Genomic DNA, 19,005 nt, shown 5'->3' on the forward strand with positions numbered 1-19,005 from the left:
AGGGAGTAAGGGAGTAAGGGAGTAAGGGAGTAAGGGAGTAAGGGAGTAAGGGAGTAAGGGAGTAAGGGAGTAAGGGAGTAAGGGAAGAGGATCGCGGGCGCTTCTTCAGCGCAAGCGTTTTTTTCGGGGCTACGAGTTCCTACCCTATTCCCCTATTCCCCTATCCCCCTATTCCCCTACTGCCCTACTGCCCTCCCTCCTCCCCCTATTGACGCGTCACCCGTCTGCCATTATTAAATGCAAATAGTTTGCAAGTGCATATTGGTAATAAAGGTATTTAGCATGACACCCCATGGAGCGGGCCCCTCCGAAGGTCATGACGTCACTTTTGAAGGCTGGCGGCGGGATCGCGGCGAAGCTTCAATGTCCGATGTTCATCGCTCCGTGGCGGTCAACCGCTCCGGGTCGCGCTTTCGCAGGGCCATGGCCTTTGTCGGCCCTGGCTATCTGGTCGCCGTCGGCTATATGGACCCCGGCAACTGGGCGACCTCGCTCGCCGGTGGTTCCCGCTTCGGCTATGCGCTGCTGTCGGTCGTGCTGCTGTCCAACCTGATGGCCGTTTTGTTGCAGGCGCTCTGCACACGGCTCGCAATCGCGACTGGCCGCGATTTGGCGCAGGCCTGCCGCGATGCCTATCCCCGTTTTCTCGCCTGGCCGCTCTGGCTGCTGGCGGAACTGGCGATCTGCGCCACCGATCTTGCCGAAGTTATCGGTACGGCCATAGGCCTCAATCTTCTGTTCGGCATTCCGCTCGAACTCGGTGTCATTATCACCGCCGCCGACGTGCTTTTGGTGCTCTATCTGCAAAATAAGGGTTTCCGCCGCGTCGAGGCGCTCATCATGACGCTTCTGGCCGTCATCGCGCTCTGTTTCCTGATCCAGATCCTGATGGCGCAGCCGAAATGGAACGAGGTCATTCTCGGATTTGCGCCAACGGTCGAGATCATCCGCAACCCGGACATGCTTTATATAGCGCTCGGCATTATCGGTGCGACGGTCATGCCGCATAATCTCTATCTGCATTCGGGCATCGTGCAGACCCGCGACTATGGGCATACGACCGCTGAAAAGCGCGAAGCCATCCGCTATTCGACGCTTGATTCCACCATCGCGCTGACATTCGCCCTGCTGGTCAACGCATCGATCCTGATCCTCGCCGCAGCCAGCTTCAACGCGACCGGCAATACCGGCGTGGAAGATCTGGACAAGGCGCATGCCCTGCTCAACCCGCTGCTCGGATCATCGCTTGCCCCCACGCTTTTTGCCATCGCGCTTCTGTGCTGCGGCCTGAATTCGACCATCACCGCCACCATGGCGGGGCAGATCGTCATGGAAGGCTTTATCCGTATCCGGTTGAAGCCGTGGCTGCGCCGCGCCATCACCCGCTTTGTGGCCATTGTGCCCGCCGCCGTCGTGACGATCATGTACGGTTCGCAGGGCACGACGGAACTCCTGATCCTGTCGCAAGTTGTACTCAGCCTGCAATTGCCCTTCGCGGTCATTCCGCTGGTCATGTTCACGGCGGAAAAGAAGAAGATGGGCTCGCTGGTCGCGCCGCGCTGGGTCACGCTTCTGGCTGCCATCACTGCCGTTATCATCGTCGTTTTGAACCTGAAGCTCATCTATGACTTCTTCACCGGCGTACCGATCTGATTAATCCAGCGCATCCCGAAAAATGTGAAACGGTTTTCGGAAAAGATGCGCGTTAAAATGAAGGATCCGCGCAACGCCTCCCAAGCAACTGCGCACAAGCAAAAAGCCCGGCTCAAAGCCGGGCTTTTTCGCTATCGAAGAAGTGTCAGCCGGTCTGTAAGCCGGGTTCTGTATGGCCGGGCTTTCGCCCGACGTGGCAGCCATTCATCTGGGACGGATGTTGCCACCCGCCTCTTGCAACCCACCCGGACGACTGATCCGGAAACCGATTGCCGGTCCTTGCGAACCGGCGCGCCGTCCCTATTCGGTTTTGCTCCCGGTGGGGTTTACCGTGCCGTCTGCATTGCTGCAGACGCGGTGGGCTCTTACCCCACCCTTTCACCCTTACCTCGTCATCCCTGTCGTTGCAGCTTCTGCACAACGATACGGAAGACGAGGCGGTTTACTTTCTGTGGCACTATCCCTGGGGTCACCCCCGCCGGGCGTTACCCGGCACCGTGTTTCCCTGGAGCCCGGACTTTCCTCACCTGCCGCCTTTCGGCATATGACAAGCGCGGCTGCCCGACCGACTGACACCGCGTATAAATTCGCTTCTGCCCGAAAAAGCAACAAAAAAGCCGGTAGCAAAACCGCTACCGGCTTTTCGTTCACATCAAACGGCTTGAAACTCTACGCAACCGCCGACGCAAATTCTGGAGCGAACTCCAAAAGCGATGCTTAAAGTCCGGCCATATATGCCTTCACCGAGCTGCAATATTTCGCAGAGATCGGGTTCATGCGCTTTGCACCATGACCGGCATTGTATTTCAGGATCGTGCCGCAGGTGCTGCCGCCGCCAAGCTTCTGGGCCATGGCGAGGTATTTCATGCCGTACTGGATGTTCGTGGCAGGCTCATAAAGCCCCTTGGCCGAGCCGGAATAGCCCATGGCGCGCGCCGTCGAGAGCTTGATCTGCATCAGGCCGATTTCGCCTGCAGCACCGCGCACATTCGGCTGGAAATTGCTTTCGTGACGCACGACCGCATGAGCGAGCGAGGACGGCACGCCATAAGTGGAAGCGTAGCGGTTGATGATCTGTGAGTAGCCGCTGCCGCTCTTGACCGAACGGCTGGCACCACCGGACTTGGACGAACCGGAACGCGAACCCTTGCCTGCGGGGGCTGCGCGGTTGGTGATGACGGACGCCTTTTTGACCGAAGGCTTCGCCTTGTCGGCCTCAGCAACTTTGTTCTGCTGACGCGCCTTGAGAAGTGCTGCGAGGTTGGTTGGTTCACTTGCAGGGGCGCTAAGCGCCGGATTCAGGCCAAACGAACTCATCGCGCCAACAAGGGCGCTAACAATAACAAATTTTACTTTCATAACCTACCGTCTTGGAACGTTTCTTATGGGGGACCGCCCGTCTTGGGGGGAGACGATCCGTTTATTCGGGTCCCGTCCGGTATGAGCTCTCGAGGCCCATTTCCGCTGGGATTGATCGATGATCTGAAGGGGAAATGCAGCCGAAGATTGGTTGCAAAAGTAAAATCGTCTTACAGGTTGTAACAAAACCGACTCAATCGGACGTGAGTCGACGCCCCGTCACTTAAGCGAGGTCTAAAAGGCGATTCGGCTAAATTTTTGAAATTTTGAACGAAATTCTAATTAAATTGCGAAAGACGCCCGATGGATACTGCTTGATCAGGCGGTAACATTTTGCAGGGAAAAAATCAGCCTGTAGAGGGTATCTATGGTAGAAACATCGGCAACACCGTCTACATTTTGTGGCCGAAAGTGACGCTGAAATGCCTTAACCACGATTTCCGTGGCTTCATCGAAGATACCGGTGATCTCAATTCCATAGCCGTAGAGCGCCAGCATCGACTGCAAAGCCTCCACCGGCTGCCCCTGTTCGCCCCGCGCCAAAAACCGTCCGCCGCGGATCGGCGTCGGCTCCACATAATGCCCGACACCCGCCTCATGCAGACGTTTCCACGGAAAGCTCTGGCCGGGATCGGTCTTGCGCGCCGGTGCGATGTCCGAATGCGCCAGCACGTTTTCCGGCGCGATGGCGTGGCGTGCACAAATATCGCGGCTGAGACGGATCACCGCCTCGATCTGCGCATCCTTAAACGGCGGATAGTCTTGCAGAACGCCTGGATTGACGATTTCGATGCCGATAGATGCCGAATTGATGTCGGTCTCGCCCTTCCAGAAGCTCTTGCCCGCATGCCAGGCGCGGGCCTTTTCCGAAACCATCTGCAACACCTTCCCGTCCTCTAGAACGAGATAGTGAGCCGAGACCTGCATTTCGGGCGATTTCAGAATGTCGATCGCCTCCTGCGCGGTCGCAAGGCCGGTGTAATGCTGGATCAGAAAAACCGGCGTCTTGCCGTCGCGGCGCGGACCGAAATTGGGCGAAGGATCGAGCGTGGCATCGGGAAAATCGGGCTTTTCCAGCGCCAGTTCCGCCAATTCCTCATCCTGAAATCGGGTTGCCTCGCTCGACGTCTGCATCACGCAGCCTCCAAATGCTTTTCTATGCTCGCCCAAGCCGCGTTTATGGCAGCAAGGCGCGCATTGGCAATAGCAATAAATTCGAGCGGCAAACCTTCGGCAACCAGCCGGTCGGGATGGTGCTGCTTGACCAGCGAACGGTAGCGGCTGCGCGCAGTATCGAACGACACCCCGCGTTCAAGACCCAGAATGGCATAAGGATCGCCCTCGCCACGCTGCACATGCCGGATCGCGATGCGGTCGAAGGCAACCTCGTCAAAGCCGAAAATACCGGCGACTTCGGTTAGAAATGCCAATTCCTTTTCATGGACATAGCCATCCGCCTTGGCGATATGAAACAGTCCGTCGAGAATATCTTCCAGTAGATGGCACTCGGTCTGGCCTTCCTGACAAAGTCCGGCCAGCTGGCGCGCATAGCTTTCGAAACCCGCCACATCCTGCTTGGCCAGATCGTAAAGCCGGGCGACATGCGCGGTTTCTTCCTGCGGCACCGCAAAAATATCCTGGAAAGCGCGTATCTCGTCCTGCGTGACCACGCCGTCGGCCTTCGCCATTTTTGCGGAGAGCGCGATCATGGCAATCGAGAAGGCCACCCGCCTGCGCGTATCGGCATCGCCTTCAAAAACGGTGCGCACAGCCTCGATAACGCCTGTAATGGCGTTCGACGTCACTGACGCCACAAACTCACCGATGCGAACCCAAATCGACATGGGGCTTTTCTACAAAATTCCGTCGCGGCTGGAAACCGCCTGCATGAAGCGAAGTCGAAAAAACAATGATTTATATGCGCTTATCACCGGTCTGTGATAAGAAATGCCCTGAACTGTTATGGTGTAAACCAAAAAAGGAGAACGCCGTTCCCAATTAATTGGATTGAACGGCGTTCTGGCGTTCATTGAAGGAGCGTTGTGCCGTCGCGGCAGCAGCTTCTCCGGCGGCTTGGGCCTGCTCGGCATTTTGCCCGACAGCCTTTGCGGCGGATTCGGCATTGGTGCGGGCGCGTTCGATGGCAGCCGCCTGTTCCTCGGGCGTGGTCACACCGGCGTTCTCGCGCAGTGCCTTGACCAGATCTGGCCCCTCTTTTTCCGATGCGCCTTCCGCTGGTGCGGCAGGCTGGGAAACAGCAGCGCCGTCCTGCGCCGGAGCGGCAGCCTTTTCCTCGTTGCCCTTGCCGCAAGCAGCAAGCGCAACCAGAACAATGGCGGCAACGAAAAACAGGGTGTTACGGTTCATGACCAAAGCCATAACCGAAGATAGCCTGCGTTTAAACACGGAAATCGCTTGCGCGCCGTCTTTCCCGTAAAATGCCGCGGGATCGTTCATGCATTACACTTCCTTCTGGGACAAATGGCGATCCAGTTTCCCGGATCGCCATTCGTATGACGTTTACCACACGGGTCTATGACAGCTCACCAGCCGTAACTTGCCCGCGCTTTATTGATACAAAATAGCACCCGGGCTTAATTAGCAGGCGCAGTACCGGTACCGCCCGTACCCGTGCCCGGATTTGCCGGAGCCGGTGTTGCAGGCGTGGTGTTCGTATCATTGTTCGAAGGTGCGGCCGGCGTCGTCGGGGCCGGTGCCGGAGCGTTGCTTGCGCCGTCATCCTTCTTGTCGTTGCAGGCGGCAAGGCCCAGAAGCGATACAGCGGCAACAGATGTAATCAGAAACTTCTTCATTTTGGCTCTCCTTCCTAGCGTGGGTTGCTCGATCCGAGCTTATCCCTGTTGAGCATGGCGCAGTTTGCGCAGACACCCCTCTGCTCTTTTCATAGCTTTCTTCGTGTCCATCCGGCTTCTTACCGGTCGGGCACTTTTGCGGTTGGATCAGGCACAGAACTCCTGTCGATACCCACCGTCACAGAAGAAAACGGCAGACCAAAGGAAAGGTTCTCTCAATTAGTCTTACTGTCCGTAATAAAACGCCAATATTGCAGACACTTAATCCCGCATTTCCCAGTCAGAAGCGATCATTAATCCGTCAATCCCCTATGTCACAGCGATGTCATGCCCAGTGTTTAACTTTTTTGAAACCAAGCACGGGATTCGTCCCAAAGGGGAATTCATGGCCGACCAATCAGCCGACGGTACTATTCTGAAGCGTGCAGTAACTCAGAACCATGCGCTTTCCCGCGCGGGTTTTTCGGAACGGTTGTTTGCCTGGCTCTTTAAGGGGCTGGTCTATCCGCAAATCTGGGAAGATCCGGATGTGGACATGGCGGCCCTCGCCATTCAGCCCGGTCATCGCATCGTCACTATCGCGTCTGGCGGCTGTAACGCGCTTTCCTATCTCACCGCCGATCCCGCCCGCGTCGAGGCCGTTGATCTCAACGAGGCTCATGTCGCCTTCAACCGGCTGAAGCTGGCCGCGCTCAAGAACCTGCCAGATTACAGCGCCTTTTACCGCTTCTATGGCAAAGCTGACGACAAGACCAATCTGGCTGCCTATAAGCGCTTCGTGCGTCCGCATCTTGATGCCGAAAGCCGCGCTTACTGGGAAAAGCGCAAGTGGAACGGTCGCCAGCGCATTTCGATCTTCTGGCGCGATCTTTACCGTCACGGCCTGCTCGGCGTATTCATCGGCATGGGCCATCGCGTGGCGCGGCTCTATGGCATTGATCCGCGCGATATTCTCAAATCGCGCACCATGGAAGAACAGCGCAGCTTCTTCGACACCGCACTTGCGCCCTTGTTCGAAAAACGCATGGTGCGCTGGGCAACCGCACGAAAATCCTCGCTGTTCGGTCTTGGCATTCCGCCCCAGCAATATGATGCGCTGGCCACCGCCGGAAACGGCAATATGGCCGAGGTGCTGCGCAGCCGCCTTGAAAAGCTCGCCTGCGGCTTTCCGCTGACGGAAAACTACTTTGCCTGGCAGGCTTTCGGACGCGGCTATAGCGGCAACGAAGAAACCGGCCCGCTGCCGCCTTATCTGTCGCGCGCCAATTTCGAAACAGTCCGCGCCCGCGCCGACCGCATGACGGTGCAGAACGCCAATTACACCGACTTTCTGGCCGCCAAACCCGCCGCATCGGTGGATCGCTATATCCTTCTCGACGCGCAAGACTGGATGAACGACAGCCAGCTGAATGCCGTCTGGAGCGAAATCACACGCACTGCCGCACCGGGCGCTCGCGTGATTTTCCGCACTGCCGCCGAGCCGAGCCTGCTGCCCGGTCGCGTCGCGCCGGAAATTCTCGACCACTGGGAATACCGCGAAGACGAATCCCGCGCATTGCATGACCGCGACCGCTCGTCGATTTATGGCGGCTTTCACCTTTACGTCCTGAAGGACGCGTGACATGCTGCAAAATACTGAAGGCAGGCAGGGCAACAGTCAGGGCGCAAGTCATGCGCGGCTGATGGACCGGGTCTATCGCCGCCAGCGCCACTTTTATGATGCGACCCGCAAATATTACCTGCTGGGCCGCGACCAGATGATCGCGACGCTCAATGTGCCGGAAGGCGGCAGCGTTCTGGAAATCGGTTGCGGCACGGGCCGCAACCTCGTCAAGACGGCCGAACACTACCCCGATGCAAAACTCTATGGCATCGATATTTCAGCAGAAATGCTGGATACGGCCCGCAGTGCCGCCAAACGTGCGGGCATCGAAAGCCGCACCCGGCTGGAACGCGCCGATGCGGCGCAGTTCGATCCCGAACAGCTTTTCCATCAAACAGGCTTCGACCGTATCTTCATTTCCTATGCCATATCGATGATCCCGCAATGGCAATCGGTCATCCGCGAGAGCATTCGCCATCTGGCACCACAAGGCGAGTTGCATATCGTCGATTTCGGCGATCAAAGCCGCCTGCCCCGATGGTTCAAGCGCGGGCTCTATAAATGGCTCGACTGGTTTCATGTCACGCCGCGTCAGGACATGTTCGCCGTGTGCGAACGGCTTGCTGCCGAACGCGGCCTCACAGTGGAACGCCGCGTGCTTTATCACGGCTTTGCGTGGATCGCCGTCATCCGGGCTTTTGCATAAAATTAGGAGCAACAACGCCACAGGCTGGTGACGACCGGGTGCGGATCGCGTAACCGTTGTAGGGACTGATTCGCGACACCGGAAACCCTGCATGAAACGTCTCATGAGCCGTCTGGCCAGCCGCAATTTTCTTGGCCCCTGCTTTGCCTCCTGCATGGGCGTTTTTCTGCTTTCGGCCTGTACGACAGTGGATTACGATTTTTCCGATGTGAAAAAGAACGGTACGGTCGCCCGCATCCCACCTCCATCGGGTTCGGTGAAGGCGCCGCGCTTCGGCGACCGCGATCCGCATGACTGGACCGGCAAGACGCCCTGGCACTATCCGATCCACGGCACTGACGTTTCGAAATATCAGACCAGTGTGGACTGGAGCGCGGTCCGCGCCAGCGGCATTTCCTTTGCCTTCATCAAGGCGACGGAAGGCGGCGACCGGCTCGATGACCGCTTTGCCGAGCACTGGAACGGCACGCGTCAGGCAGGCATTCCACGCAGCGCCTATCATTTCTATTATTTCTGCCGCCCGGCCATCGAACAGGCACGCTGGTACATCCAGAACGTACCGCGCGATCCGTCCGCACTGCCGCCCGTTCTCGACATGGAATGGAACCCGCAATCGCCGACCTGCAAATTGCGGCCCAATGCAGCGGTTGTGCGCAAGGAAATGCGCATCTTCCTTTCAGCGCTCGAAAAGCATTACGGCAAGCGTCCGATCATCTACACGACCGTCGATTTCTTCGACGATAACGACCTGCGCCAGCTTCCAGACTATCCGTTCTGGCTGCGTTCGGTCGCGGGCCACCCGGACGAAAAATACGGCCCGCATCCGTGGACTTTCTGGCAATATACCGGCACGGGCAGCATTCCGGGCATCAAGGGCGACGCGGATATCAATGTCTTCGCGGGCGACGCAGCCACATGGAAAAAGTGGCTGGAAAGCAACAAGGGCCGTTAAGACGGGCCTGTTTGGCTGATCGCACCAAGTTTTGCTTCATTTCCGGGTCTTGTTGGGGCAATAGCTTTAACAATTCCCGGAAGGGCAAGCCTGTGCCCTGCAAAATAGTGTGAGTTACCGATGAAGTTTGTTGCTTCCATCATGACAGCCGCCCTGCTCGCTTCGACCGCTGTGTCGCATGCGCAGACCGCCAGTGCGTCTCCGGCACCTGCGGCTCCGGCTGGAACTGCCGTGAACATGCCCAAGCCTGAATGCGAAACCGATCTCGGCCAGTGGGTCGAAAATCTGGCCAAGGAAGCGCGTGAAGCTGGCGTCGGCGACAAGGGTATCAGCGAGCTGCACAAGGCCTCGCTTGAGCAGAAGGTGCTCGACCGGGATCGCAAGCAGACCGTCTTCAACCTGACCTTCACCGAATTTTCCAAGCGCCTCATCTCCGAAGCGCGCCTGAAAAAAGGCCAGGAAAATCTGGTTAAATATGCCGATGTCTTCAAAAAAGTCGAAGACACCTATGGCGTGCCGGGTCCCGTTCTCGCTGCCTTCTGGGGCCTTGAAACCGACTACGGCGCGATTCAGGGCGATTTCGACACGCTGAATGCGCTTGTTACCCTTTCCTACGACTGTCGCCGCCCGGACCTTTTCCGTCCGCAGTTGATCGCGCTGCTCAAGCTGTTCGACACGGGCGTTGTCGATGCGAGCACGACCGGCGCATGGGCTGGCGAAATCGGCATGATGCAGCTTCTGCCCAAGGATTATCTTGAGCGCGGCGTCGATGGCGACGGTGACGGCAAGGTCGATCTGAAGAACAGCGTTCCCGACGCCATGATGACCGCCGGTCGCATGATTTCGGAACTTGGCTGGAAACGCGGCCAGCCGTGGCTGGAAGAAGTGCGCATCACCAAGGATTTGCCTTGGGAAGAAGCCATCCGCACCAACCGCAAGCCGCACTCCTGGTGGGCCGCGCAGGGAGTGACCGGCCTGAAGGGTCCGCTTGGGCCGGATGACGGCGATGCCTCGCTGCTGCTGCCGCTGGGCCGCAAGGGCCCGGCCTTCCTGTCCTATGCGAATTTCGACGTCTTCGTCGAATGGAACAAATCCATCGTCTACGCCACGACCGCCGCCTATTTTGCGACCCGCCTCGCGGGTGCACCTGCATTCGATCCCGGCAATCCAATTCCGGGTCTGACGCAGGACCAGATGAAGGAGCTGCAAACCAAGCTTCAGGCGCGCGGCTATGATATGGGCGCGAAGATCGACGGCGTTTACGGTCTCCTGACCCGCGATGCCGTGCGCGCCGAACAGATGCGGCTTGGCATGCCGGCCGATTCCTGGCCAACCCAGGAGCTGCTGGACAAGCTCTGAGTCACACAATGAAGGCGCGGGCTAATCCCCGCGCCTTTTCCTTTCCGACACCCTGACCGCGAATGCCTGCCTCATGCTCACCACCCTGATCGTCGTCCTGCCCGTATTTGCGCTGATTTTTTCCGGCTGGGGGGCGTTCAAGCTGAAAATACTGGGACCGCACGCCATAGCAGAGCTGAACCGCTTCGTGGTTTATCTGGCGCTGCCTGCGCTGCTGTTCGACATCATGGCCAACACCCATGGCAGCGAACTCTGGCAACCGGGCTTCATCGCCGTCTTCCTCTTGAGCAGCGCCGTCGCCTTCGTCCTGCCCTTTCTGGTGCGACTGCGCGGAAAGCTGCCGCTTGCCGACACCGCGCTGGACGGCCTCAATGCCGCCTATCCCAATACCGGCTATATGGGCATTCCGCTGTCGATGATCGCTTTCGGTTCCGGCGTTCTGGCCGCAACCACCATTTCCATCATCATCACCGTTTGCGTGACTTTCGCCTTTGCAATCGTGCTGATCGAGATCGGCCTGCAAACCGAGAAGAAGCCGTTTCATCTCGTCTGGAAAGTCGTCCGTTCGCTTATCCGCAATCCGCTGCTTTTTGCACCAGCGCTTGGCGCGATATTTTCTTTCCTCGGGCTGACGATCCCCGCCCCCGCCGAAACTTTCCTGAAAATGCTCGGCGGCGCAGCATCGCCCTGCGCGCTCGTGGCGCTTGGCCTGTTCCTCGCGCAATCGCGCAAGGTCGAACGCGAAAGCGTCAACGCCATTGCATTCCTCGTGTCGATCAAGCTGATCGTCCAGCCGCTCGCCACATGGCTGCTCGCGGTCTATGTCTTCGGATTGCCGCCGCTGATGGCGGAAAGTGCCGCCCTTCTCGCCGCCTTGCCGACGGGCACCGGCCCTTTCATGCTCGCCGAACATTACCGGCGCGAGGCGGCCATCACCTCCAACGTCATTCTCTATTCGACGGTAATTTCGGTGGTAACACTCTCCGCCTATCTGGCTTTGATCCGCTGATAAAAAGCGGGATTTCGCATAGGCGCATTGTAGGAGCGGATTGTGGGAATTGTGGCTATTTCCCTGTAAATCCTGTCAGTTCTGTGTCTTTTTCATGAAATGTGAACAGATTTTTCAGGTCAAAAATTTCAATAACTTAGGTGGTAAACAGAAGGTTTTTTTCCCAATCACGCCAGGTTGCAGCACGAAATCTTCTTTTGTTCTCGGCTTTTTGCGCTTAGATTCCAGTCTCTACCAGCGCGCACCGGACGCTTGTCTGGCGCATATGAAGGAGACAGACCGATGGGACTGACACGATCTTTGAATGTCCTCATGATCTGTGCAGCATTTGCATTTGTTGCAGCGTTGATAGCAGGCGTCATACCGTAAAGCAGACGCGAAGTTACTTTTTAAGCATGTCTTTTTCCCAAAACCGGGACCCACTTTTGGGAGACATGCTTTGACCAATACGGCGACACAGGTTTCGAGGATAGACCGGTCTCGCAAGAAACAGAAAGCCCGCCATTTCGGCGGGCTTTCTTTATTTTCAGGCAGGCTCCAGCACCGCTTCCGTCTTCGGGCGAATGCCAATCATATGGCAGATCGCATAGGGCAGATCGGCACGGTTCATCGTATAGAAATGGAAGTCCTGCACACCGCGCTCGATCAGATCCATGACCTGTTCGGCGGCGATGGCCGCAGCCACGAGCTGATGCGTCTGCGGGTCGTTTTCCAGCCCGTCGAAACGCTCTGCCAGCCAGGCCGGAATATGCGTCGCGGAACGGGCGCAGAAATTCTTGACTTGCTTGAAATTATGCACCGGCAGAACACCCGGAACGATCGGGATATAAATCCCCGCCCGGCGCACGCGCTCGACATAACGCTCATAAAGATCGTTTTCGAAGAAGAACTGCGTGATGGCGCGGGTGGCGCCAGCATCGACCTTGCGCTTCAGCATGTCGATATCGGTCGCGAAATCCGGGCTTTCCGGATGCTTTTCCGGATAGGCGGAAACCGAAATGTCGAAATCCGCAATCTGACGCAGGCCGCCGACCAGATCGGCACCGTTCAGATAACCACCGGTTGTCGGCACATATTTTTCACCAATCCCCGCTGCCGGATCACCGCGCAGGGCCACGAAGCGGCTCACGCCAAGATCGGCGAACTCGCGCACCACGCGGTCGACTTCCTCACGTGTTGCATCCACACAGGTCAGATGCGCCGCAGGTTTGATGTCGGTTTCTTTCAGGATACGCGCCACCGTCCGTATCGTTCGCTCACGGGTGGAACCACCCGCGCCATAGGTCACGGAGACGAATTCCGGTTGCAGCGGTGCCAGCCGTGTGACCGTTTCCCAAAGGCGCTGTTCCATTTCTTCCGATTTGGGCGGAAAGAATTCGAACGATACCCGGGTGGTCTGGCCGACATCCGGTCGGCGGGAAAGACCATAAAAACCCATCACACTGTCTCCGTCATGCTTGATTCATTCGTTGCCGGATCGGCAATGAGAAGACGCGGATCACGTGCAAGCCAAAGCTTGACGGTCAGCCCCTCATCACCGCTTGCGCCTTTCGGGCTTAATTCCAGCGTCTTTTCAGGCTCAAGGCCCGCTTCCTTCATCCAGCTCAGCATCTGCTCGTCGCTGAAGCCAAGGCGCAAATGCGCGTGGTCTTCGCGCAGGAATTCGAGCGTATGCGGCGCAAAATCCACGATCAGCAAGCGACCATCCGGGCGCAGTGCACGCGCGCCTTCACGGATTGCCGAAAGCGGATCGTCCAGAAAGTGCAGCACCTGATGGATCGTCACCAGATCGAAGCTTTCGCGTTCGACCGGCAGGGCATAAACATCGCCTTGGCGCACCTGAGCATTGCCGATGGCGGCAAGATCGAGATTGGCCCGTGCCACCGCCAGCATGTCGCGATTGATATCGATGCCGAGACCGCGCGCATAAAGCGGCGCGAAAAGCTCCAGCAGGCGCCCGGTGCCGGTCCCGACATCGAGCATGGCCTGAAACGGCTTTTCGCCGACGATCTTCTTGAGGGCGGTTTCGACCGCATTTTCGGAAACGTGCAGCTTGCGGATTTCGCCCCAGCTGCCAGCATTGGCGCTGAAATAGGCCGCGGCTTTTTCCTGACGGCTGGATTTGACCTGCGAAAGCCGCTCCTGATCGCGCTCGACCAGCGCATCAGAGCGGTCGAGCCGCGCCAGCAAGCCACGCGCCAGATCGCCGCTGATCGCATTATCCGCCAGCCGGAAATAGGCCCATGCCCCTTCCTGATAGCGGTCGATGAGATCGGCTTCGCCCAACAGCTTGAGATGGCGCGATACACGCGGCTGCGACTGGCCGAGAATTGTCGTCAGATCGGAAACTGTCAGGTCGCCCCGCGCCAGAAGCGCCAGAATGCGCAGACGGCTTGGCTCTGCCACCGCCTTCAACACATCCACCATCTGATCGAGTTGCAATTGCAAACCGGCCATGTCCTCAGCTCTTCCGTTGCGGCACAACCTTGGCTCCGCTCAAAAACATATAAAGATATGTTTATATGGAAAGGCATTCCTATGCAAGTGCTTTTCATGGCAGAATGAAAGGGAACTGGGGATTCGTTCACAGCGAGTGCGGGAAAGGAAAGCGCCATGCGTGCGGGCACAACGCGTCAAAAGGCAATCGCCAAATCGCTCACATTGCTGCTTCCGGCAGTTCCCTATTCGGATTCGGAACCGATCAGAGCGGCGGCTCTCGCCCCGCATATGAAGACGCTGCCGCCGTCCACGGCGGTCTGGCTTGCCACCGTGGCGCATGTGCGCCACGCCCATACGGATTATGATACGCTGCGCGATGACGGATATGACAAGGATTCCGCGCGCTTCTTTGTGCTAGACGCGATCAACTCAAAGCTGACGGAATGGCGCGCGACACGGCTTCTGTCGCCGGAAGACGACGAAGCCGTGGAGATGTAAAAACGCCGCCCGGAGGCGGCGTCTTGATCCTAGAGAACCTCGGCCCGTTTAATCGACGGACCCATGCCCCTGCAGATAACCGTGCTTACGCGGGTTCGGCATGAAGATGCTGACCGCAAACACGATGACCATCATGATGGTCACGTACCAGAAGAAGCCGCTTTCCATGCCCTGCTGTTTGAACCACAGCGCGACATATTCCGCCGTGCCGCCAAAGATCGCATTGGCGATGGCGTAGGAAAAACCGACGCCAAGGGCGCGCACTTCCGCCGGGAAAAGCTCGGCTTTCACGATGCCGCTGATGGAGGTGTACATGCTCACCACGGCCAGCGCGATCACGATATAGATGAAAGCCATGGTCGAGCTCTGCACCGAGCCAATCAATGTCATCAACGGGATCGTGGTCAAGATCGAGATGCCGCCAAAGCCGATCATCATGGTCTTGCGGCCGAGCTTGTCGGACAAGGCGCCGAATAGCGGCTGCATGAGCATATAGGCCAGCAGCACGAAGGTCATGGTTTCGCTGGCGGTTTCCTTGCTCATGCCGGCCGTATTGACCAGATATTTCTGCATATAGGTTGTGAACGTATAGAAGGCGAGCGAACCGCCTGCCGTGAAGCCGACAACAACCAGAAACGCCTTGCGATGATGCTTCCAGATGGTGGCGAAGCTGCCGGCAGCCTTGCTGTTGCGGGTTTCTTCCGTGGTCGTTTCATGCAGCGTGCGGCGCAAAAAGAGCGCCACGATGGCCGCGAGACCACCAATTGCAAACGGGATGCGCCAGCCCCAGGCGTGAAGCTGTTCAGACGTCAGCAAGAACTGGAGAAGCACGATCACCAGCACGGCCAGAAGCTGGCCACCAATCAGCGTGACATATTGAAACGACGAGAAGAAGCCGCGACGGCCTGCAAGCGCCACTTCACTCATATAGGTTGCCGTGGTGCCATATTCGCCACCGACCGAAAGGCCCTGCAACAGACGCACGATCAGCAACAGCACCGGTGCCAGCACGCCAATCGATGCATAGGTCGGCAGGATGGCGATGGCAAACGAGCCGAAACACATCATGGTGACGGAAATCAGCATCGATGTGCGGCGACCCAGCTTGTCGGCGATACGACCGAACAACCAGCCGCCAATCGGGCGCATCAGAAAGCCTGCTGCGAAAATCGCAGCCGCATTCAAAAGCTGACTGGTCTGATCTTCAGCGGGGAAAAACTGCGACGCGAAGTAAAGCGCACCAAACGAATAAACATAGAAATCATACCATTCGACCAGATTGCCCGAGGCGCTGGCCACAATCGCATAGACGCGACGGCGTGTATCGTGGGCGTCATGCGCCGCTTCGAACTCGCCATTGGCATCGACATGCGTATTTGCATTGCTCATGTTGAAAACTCCCAAAAGCGGATTCTGTTACCCACATCGAACGACAGCGAAAATTTTGGATGAAGCGCAGCGTTATAAGGATGCCTGCTAACTTACTAAATTAGCATCGGTTCCAGAATGCGATCAGACCATAGGAGCAAAATCATTTGCATGCAATCTATTGACTTGTAACCAATAGCAAGGCGGACGATGGCGATCCACCTGCCATCATCCGTCGCAGTTCTTTGAAATAATTGGAAAAATTATAAATGCGCCCGACCGCTGCCCCGGCGAGCGTCAATCACATCCCCGTGTAGTAGCCGGTTTCGGCATGATTATCGCTTCTGGACGAGCATGAAAATACGCGGGAATCGAAGCAGCACCTTGCCGTCGCGAGTCGTCGGATAGTGCGGGGTGATGCGCTCCTTATAGGCTGCAAGATAGGCCGCCTGCTCGTCCGCATCCAGCGGGTCGAGGAATGGCCTGAGACCCGTGCCCTTGACCCACTCCACGATGGCATCCACGCCCGCCAGCGGGTGATTATAGATCGTGTGCCAGATATCGATCCGCGCCGCATCGCCAGCGAAAGCGTCGTAATAAGTCGCGACCGGCGGCAAAGGCCCCCTGCCCGTCGTGCCGATCTTGGCTGCAAAAGGCGCAGTCTTGGCAACGTCGCGCATCCCGATATGGGTTTGCTCGCCCATATTGTCGGGCATCTGGATCGCCAGAAATGCGCCGGGTTGCATCAAGGACAAAAGCCGCTGCAATTGCTCGATATGGTCTGGCAGCCATTGAAAGACGGCATTGGAGAACAGCACGTCCGTTTCGGCGTCCGGCTCGAAACTGGCGGCATCGCTGATGAAGAACTCGACATCCGGCAAACGCGCCTTCGCCTTGTCGATCATATCCGGCGAGGTGTCGAAGCCCGAAATCTGCGCGTCCGGCCAGCGCTCGACCAGAAGCTCGGTTGAATTGCCGGGTCCGCAGCCGATATCCACCACCTTGCGCGGTGTTGCCAGAGGTATCTGCGCCAGAAGATCGCGCGCCGGGCGGCTGCGTTCATCTTCGAATTTCAGATACTGTTTTGCGGACCAGTCTTTCATCGTCTTTCCTTTCATCAAATGAAAAGGCCGGTGCGATGCACCGGCCTTAAAATCATTACCTTGTCAGCGGCTTATACGTCACCCGCTTCGGGTTGACGCTTTCCGGTCCGAGACGACGGACCTTATCCGCTTCATAATCCTCGAAATTGCCTTCGAACCATTCGACATGGCTGTCGCCTTCGAAAGCGAGAATATGCGTTGCCAGACGATCGAGGAACATACGATCGTGGGAGATGATAACGGCGCAACCAGCGTATTTTTCAAGCGCGTCTTCGAGCGCTGCCAGTGTTTCCGTATCAAGATCGTTGGTCGGTTCGTCGAGCAGCAGAACGTTGCCGCCTGCCTGGAGCATCTTGGCAAGATGCACGCGGTTGCGCTGACCACCGGACAGATTGCCGACCTTAGCCTGCTGATCGCCACCCTTGAAGTTGAACGCGCCGCAATAAGCGCGCGAGTTCATTTCAAACTTGCCGAGCTTGATGATGTCGTTGCCACCGGAAATTTCTTCCCAGACATTCTTGTTCGGATCGAGATGATCGCGGCTCTGATCGACGTAACCGAGATGAACCGTGTCGCCGATGCGGATCGAACCGGAATCCGGCTTTTCCTGACCGGTGATCATCTTGAACAGCGTCGACTTACCGGCACCGTTCGGGCCGATAACACCAACAATGCCACCGGGAGGCAGCTTGAAGGTCAGGTTTTCGATCAGCATGCGATCGCCAAACGACTTTGTCAGACCTTCCGCTTCAATAACCACCTGACCGAGACGCTCGCCTGCCGGGATCAGAATCTGGGCATCGCCCGGACGCTGGTTTTCCGCAGCTTCGACCAGCTGATCATAAGCCTTGATACGGGCTTTCGATTTGGCCTGTCGAGCTTTCGGGCTTGCCGCAATCCACTGGCGTTCGCGCTCAAGCGCTTTCTGGCGCGAATCTTCTTCACGTCCTTCCTGAATCATACGCTTGGCCTTGGCTTCGAGATAAGCCGAGTAATTGCCTTCGTAAGGAATGCCGCGACCGCGATCGAGTTCGAGAATCCAGCCGGTTACATTGTCGAGGAAGTAGCGATCATGCGTGATGAGCAGGACAGCGCCCTGATATTCGCGCAGATGCTTTTCCAGCCATGCGGTGGTTTCAGCGTCAAGGTGGTTGGTCGGTTCGTCGAGCAGCAGCAAGTCAGGCTTCGACAGCAGCAGCTTGCAAAGCGCAACACGGCGACGTTCACCACCCGAAAGCTTGGTAACATCGGCGTCGGCTGGCGGGCAGCGCAGCGCTTCCATTGCCATTTCAACCTGGCTTTCCAGATCCCAGAGGTTCTGGCTGTCGATGATATCCTGAAGCGCCGCACCTTCGTCGGCGGTTTCATCAGAATAGTTCATCATCAACTCGTTGTAACGGTCGAGAATGGCTGTCTTCGCAGCCACACCTTCCATCACATTGCCGAGGACGGTCTTGTCCGGGTCGAGATGCGGTTCCTGCGCGAGATAGCCGCAAGTGGCGCCGTCTGCGAGCCAGGCTTCGCCGGTATATTCCTTGTCGAGACCGGCCATGATCTTGAGGATGGTCGACTTACCGGCACCGTTGGGACCGAGAATACCGATCTTCGCATCGGGATAGAATGACAGGTGAAGGTTTTCGATAACCTTCTTGGCGCCGTAGGCCTTGTTCAGCCCGGACATATGATAGATGAATTGGCGTGCCATAAAGCGCGTCGTCTCCACTGGTTGGAAAGCGCGGGCGGTCCAAACGAAGCCGAGCCGCGCGGAAATTGCTGACGCGTATGTAGGCCAAATAGTGAGCGGACGCAAACGCCATCACGCAAAACAAATATGCCGATTGAGGCATGGCCCCCGGCAGCACACGCTTCAAAAGTTGAGCTTAAAAGAATGAAACCGGGCGCGGATATTTCCGTCACCCGGTTTCCCCTCTGGCCACCGTCCGCGAAAGTTTCCTCCCTTTCATCGGACGGCCTGCAAATGATGGCTTGAATTTCTCTAAATGACGCCTTTTACAACCGTCAAAGCCCCTGTATTTCCCCGTTGAAGCTAGATTTGCCCAGCTTTTTCCGCATTTCAAGCAGAATTTGCACAAAAAAAGCTTTTGCCTAAAATTCCCTCATACAACGTTGTCATGCCTCTTTT

At 57.3% G+C, this 19,005-nt stretch carries 16 protein-coding genes, 1 other RNA gene and 1 pseudogene; 7 read left to right on the forward strand and 11 right to left on the reverse strand.

Annotated elements, in window-relative coordinates; all coding sequences use genetic code 11:
• Positions 1–282: 282 nt before the first annotated feature.
• Positions 283–1,653: an Nramp family divalent metal transporter gene (locus tag HWD97_RS20745; RefSeq protein ID WP_109369419.1), complete on the forward strand. Its 1,371-nt coding sequence runs from the start codon at positions 283–285 to the stop codon at positions 1,651–1,653.
• 141 nt (positions 1,654–1,794) lie between these two features.
• On the opposite strand, the gene rnpB is transcribed toward HWD97_RS20745, so the two are convergent.
• The 6 genes and pseudogenes from rnpB to HWD97_RS20775 form a co-directional block, all read right to left on the reverse strand.
• Positions 1,795–2,226, reverse strand: an RNA gene (gene rnpB / locus HWD97_RS20750) — RNase P RNA component class A.
• A 144-nt stretch (positions 2,227–2,370) separates the two neighbouring features.
• Complete coding sequence (locus HWD97_RS20755; RefSeq protein ID WP_109369420.1) at positions 2,371–3,012, reverse strand: lytic transglycosylase domain-containing protein; 642 nt, start codon at positions 3,010–3,012, stop codon at positions 2,371–2,373.
• A 318-nt stretch (positions 3,013–3,330) separates the two neighbouring features.
• A complete protein-coding gene (locus HWD97_RS20760; protein ID WP_371835499.1) occupies positions 3,331–4,146 on the reverse strand; it encodes an N-acetylmuramoyl-L-alanine amidase in 816 nt (271 codons plus the stop codon).
• Complete coding sequence (locus HWD97_RS20765; protein ID WP_109369422.1) at positions 4,146–4,856, reverse strand: DnaJ family molecular chaperone; 711 nt, start codon at positions 4,854–4,856, stop codon at positions 4,146–4,148. The genes HWD97_RS20760 and HWD97_RS20765 overlap by 1 nt, the downstream gene beginning before the upstream one ends.
• A 154-nt stretch (positions 4,857–5,010) precedes the next feature.
• Positions 5,011–5,462 (reverse strand): annotated as a pseudogene (locus HWD97_RS20770) (antifreeze protein).
• A gap of 144 nt (positions 5,463–5,606) precedes the next feature.
• A complete protein-coding gene (locus tag HWD97_RS20775; protein WP_109369424.1) occupies positions 5,607–5,825 on the reverse strand; it encodes a hypothetical protein in 219 nt (72 codons plus the stop codon).
• A 385-nt stretch (positions 5,826–6,210) separates the two neighbouring features.
• Here HWD97_RS20775 and HWD97_RS20780 point away from each other — a divergent pair, with 385 nt between their 5' ends.
• The 5 genes from HWD97_RS20780 to HWD97_RS20800 all read left to right on the forward strand — a co-directional run bounded on the left by HWD97_RS20780 (position 6,211) and on the right by HWD97_RS20800 (position 11,454).
• A complete protein-coding gene (locus HWD97_RS20780) occupies positions 6,211–7,446 on the forward strand; it encodes a DUF3419 family protein (RefSeq protein WP_109369425.1) in 1,236 nt (411 codons plus the stop codon).
• Position 7,447: 1 nt separating this feature from the next.
• Positions 7,448–8,134, forward strand: a complete 687-nt coding sequence (locus HWD97_RS20785) for a class I SAM-dependent methyltransferase (RefSeq protein ID WP_109369426.1) — start codon at positions 7,448–7,450, stop codon at positions 8,132–8,134.
• Positions 8,135–8,237: 103 nt separating this feature from the next.
• The gene (locus HWD97_RS20790; RefSeq protein WP_109370266.1) at positions 8,238–9,086 is read left to right on the forward strand and encodes a GH25 family lysozyme; all 849 of its coding nucleotides are present in this window, start codon (positions 8,238–8,240) and stop codon (positions 9,084–9,086) included.
• Between the two features lie 120 nt (positions 9,087–9,206).
• The gene (locus tag HWD97_RS20795; RefSeq protein WP_371835500.1) at positions 9,207–10,445 is read left to right on the forward strand and encodes a lytic murein transglycosylase; all 1,239 of its coding nucleotides are present in this window, start codon (positions 9,207–9,209) and stop codon (positions 10,443–10,445) included.
• Between the two features lie 73 nt (positions 10,446–10,518).
• Entirely contained in the window at positions 10,519–11,454 is a 936-nt protein-coding gene (locus tag HWD97_RS20800) for an AEC family transporter (protein ID WP_140024188.1), read from the forward strand.
• A 526-nt stretch (positions 11,455–11,980) separates the two neighbouring features.
• Here the strand turns inward: HWD97_RS20800 and metF are convergent.
• A complete protein-coding gene (metF, locus tag HWD97_RS20805; RefSeq protein WP_109369429.1) occupies positions 11,981–12,892 on the reverse strand; it encodes a methylenetetrahydrofolate reductase [NAD(P)H] in 912 nt (303 codons plus the stop codon).
• Positions 12,892–13,911: a metalloregulator ArsR/SmtB family transcription factor gene (locus tag HWD97_RS20810; protein WP_109369430.1), complete on the reverse strand. Its 1,020-nt coding sequence runs from the start codon at positions 13,909–13,911 to the stop codon at positions 12,892–12,894. Before HWD97_RS20810 ends, metF begins: the two co-directional genes overlap by 1 nt.
• Positions 13,912–14,067: 156 nt before the next feature.
• On the opposite strand from HWD97_RS20810, the gene HWD97_RS20815 reads away from it, so the two are divergent.
• Complete coding sequence (locus HWD97_RS20815) at positions 14,068–14,391, forward strand: DUF2293 domain-containing protein (RefSeq protein WP_109369431.1); 324 nt, start codon at positions 14,068–14,070, stop codon at positions 14,389–14,391.
• A gap of 48 nt (positions 14,392–14,439) precedes the next feature.
• On the opposite strand, the gene HWD97_RS20820 is transcribed toward HWD97_RS20815, so the two are convergent.
• From HWD97_RS20820 to ettA, 3 genes are all read right to left on the reverse strand, one after another.
• The gene (locus HWD97_RS20820; RefSeq protein WP_109369432.1) at positions 14,440–15,780 is read right to left on the reverse strand and encodes an MFS family transporter; all 1,341 of its coding nucleotides are present in this window, start codon (positions 15,778–15,780) and stop codon (positions 14,440–14,442) included.
• Positions 15,781–16,094: 314 nt separating this feature from the next.
• Positions 16,095–16,862, reverse strand: a complete 768-nt coding sequence (gene tam / locus HWD97_RS20825) for a trans-aconitate 2-methyltransferase (protein ID WP_109369433.1) — start codon at positions 16,860–16,862, stop codon at positions 16,095–16,097.
• 55 nt (positions 16,863–16,917) lie between these two features.
• A complete protein-coding gene (gene ettA, locus HWD97_RS20830) occupies positions 16,918–18,567 on the reverse strand; it encodes an energy-dependent translational throttle protein EttA (protein WP_121536424.1) in 1,650 nt (549 codons plus the stop codon).
• Positions 18,568–19,005 lie beyond the last annotated feature (438 nt).

Origin of the sequence: Ochrobactrum sp. C6C9 (genome assembly GCF_022627935.1) — a bacterium.
Lineage (GTDB): Bacteria > Pseudomonadota > Alphaproteobacteria > Rhizobiales > Rhizobiaceae > Brucella > Brucella teleogrylli.

Coding starts and splice junctions, on each gene's coding strand:
- HWD97_RS20810 (WP_109369430.1), bottom strand. CDS start 13,911: ATGGCCGGTTTGCAATTGCAACTCGATCAGATGGTGGATGTGTTGAAG.
- metF (WP_109369429.1), bottom strand. CDS start 12,892: ATGGGTTTTTATGGTCTTTCCCGCCGACCGGATGTCGGCCAGACCACC.
- tam (WP_109369433.1), bottom strand. CDS start 16,862: ATGAAAGACTGGTCCGCAAAACAGTATCTGAAATTCGAAGATGAACGC.
- HWD97_RS20815 (WP_109369431.1), top strand. CDS start 14,068: ATGCGTGCGGGCACAACGCGTCAAAAGGCAATCGCCAAATCGCTCACA.
- HWD97_RS20760 (WP_371835499.1), bottom strand. CDS start 4,146: ATGCAGACGTCGAGCGAGGCAACCCGATTTCAGGATGAGGAATTGGCG.
- HWD97_RS20800 (WP_140024188.1), top strand. CDS start 10,519: ATGCTCACCACCCTGATCGTCGTCCTGCCCGTATTTGCGCTGATTTTT.
- HWD97_RS20745 (WP_109369419.1), top strand. CDS start 283: ATGACACCCCATGGAGCGGGCCCCTCCGAAGGTCATGACGTCACTTTT.
- HWD97_RS20775 (WP_109369424.1), bottom strand. CDS start 5,825: ATGAAGAAGTTTCTGATTACATCTGTTGCCGCTGTATCGCTTCTGGGC.
- HWD97_RS20755 (WP_109369420.1), bottom strand. CDS start 3,012: ATGAAAGTAAAATTTGTTATTGTTAGCGCCCTTGTTGGCGCGATGAGT.
- HWD97_RS20795 (WP_371835500.1), top strand. CDS start 9,207: ATGAAGTTTGTTGCTTCCATCATGACAGCCGCCCTGCTCGCTTCGACC.
- HWD97_RS20790 (WP_109370266.1), top strand. CDS start 8,238: ATGAGCCGTCTGGCCAGCCGCAATTTTCTTGGCCCCTGCTTTGCCTCC.
- HWD97_RS20765 (WP_109369422.1), bottom strand. CDS start 4,856: ATGTCGATTTGGGTTCGCATCGGTGAGTTTGTGGCGTCAGTGACGTCG.
- HWD97_RS20780 (WP_109369425.1), top strand. CDS start 6,211: ATGGCCGACCAATCAGCCGACGGTACTATTCTGAAGCGTGCAGTAACT.
- HWD97_RS20785 (WP_109369426.1), top strand. CDS start 7,448: ATGCTGCAAAATACTGAAGGCAGGCAGGGCAACAGTCAGGGCGCAAGT.
- ettA (WP_121536424.1), bottom strand. CDS start 18,567: ATGGCACGCCAATTCATCTATCATATGTCCGGGCTGAACAAGGCCTAC.
- HWD97_RS20820 (WP_109369432.1), bottom strand. CDS start 15,780: ATGAGCAATGCAAATACGCATGTCGATGCCAATGGCGAGTTCGAAGCG.